Below are 1145 nucleotides of genomic sequence, written 5' to 3'. Positions count from 1 at the left end.
CTAGTGTCCTGAGTCGGGAATTCGATTCAGATATCTGGCGAGGCGTTCGAGGATCTCGTCGGCGGTCTTGGTCCAGGTGAAGGGCTTGGGCTCCTGGTTCCAGGTTTTGATCCAGGTGCGGATGTCCTTCTCCAGGGCTTGGACGTTCTTGTGCACCCCGCGGCGTATCTGCTTGTCGGTCAGCAGCGCGAACCACCGTTCCACCTGGTTGAGCCAGGAGGCGCTGGTGGGGGTGAAGTGCACGTGGAAGCGTGGATGGGCGGCCAGCCACCGCCGGACGGCCGGAGTCTTGTGCGTCGAGGCGTTGTCGCAGACGAGGTGCACATCCAGGCCGGCGGGCACCTCCTTGTCGATGCGGGCGAGGAACTTCTTGAACTCCACGGCCCGGTGCCGGCGGTGAATCTGCCCGATCACCTCGCCGGTGGCGGTGTTCAGCGCGGCGAACAAGGAGGTGACGCCGCCGCGCACGTAGTCGTGGGTACGGCGCTCAGGCATGCCCGGCATCATCGGCAGCACGGGCGCGGACCGGTCCAGGGCCTGGATCTGCGTCTTTTCGTCCACGCACAGCACCAGCGCATGCTCGGGCGGGGCGAGGTAGAGCCCGACCACATCCCGGACCTTGTCGATGAACTGCGGGTCCCTGGAGAGCTTGAAGGTGTCCGTCAGATGCGGCTTGAGCCCGAAGGTCCGCCAGATCCGCGAGACCGCCGACTGCGACAAGCCGACTTCTTCGGCCATCGACCGCGTCGACCAGTGCGTGGCGTCCTTCGGGGTGGTCTCCAGCGTCTTGACCACCACCTCCTCGACCTGCTCATCGGTGATCTTTCGGGGACCGCCGGGGCGGGGCTCATCGGCCAGGCCCTCCAGCCGGTCCCGCACGAACCGGGCCCGCCACCGGCTGACCGTATGCGCCTCGATGCCCAGCCGAGCCGCAACGTCCACATTCGTGGCGCCCGTTGCACTCTCCAGCACAATCCGGCACCGCAAGGCCAGAGCCTGCGACGACGTCCGCCGCCTGGCCCAGCGGCCCAGAACCTCCCGCTCCTCGTCGGTCAGCACCAACTCGGCCTTCGGCCGCCCCGTCCTCGCCATCCGTCCAGAATGCCGAACCGACAGCAACATCCGCAGCGAAATCCCGACTCAGG

The 1145-nt window shown here is 67.0% G+C and carries 1 protein-coding gene; it reads right to left on the bottom strand.

The window, feature by feature from the left end:
* The gene (locus ACH4OW_RS39075; protein WP_398033694.1) at positions 1 to 1092 is read right to left on the bottom strand and encodes an IS630 family transposase; all 1092 of its coding nucleotides are present in this window, start codon (positions 1090 to 1092) and stop codon (positions 1 to 3) included.
* Between the last annotated feature and the right edge of the window lie 53 nt (positions 1093 to 1145).

Origin of the sequence: Streptomyces sp. NPDC017056 (genome assembly GCF_044332485.1) — a bacterium.
Classification (GTDB): Bacteria; Actinomycetota; Actinomycetes; order Streptomycetales; family Streptomycetaceae; genus Streptomyces.
This window is presented reverse-complemented; position numbering and strand designations above follow the sequence as displayed.

Coding starts and splice junctions, on each gene's coding strand:
- ACH4OW_RS39075 (WP_398033694.1), bottom strand. CDS start 1,092: ATGGCGAGGACGGGGCGGCCGAAGGCCGAGTTGGTGCTGACCGACGAG.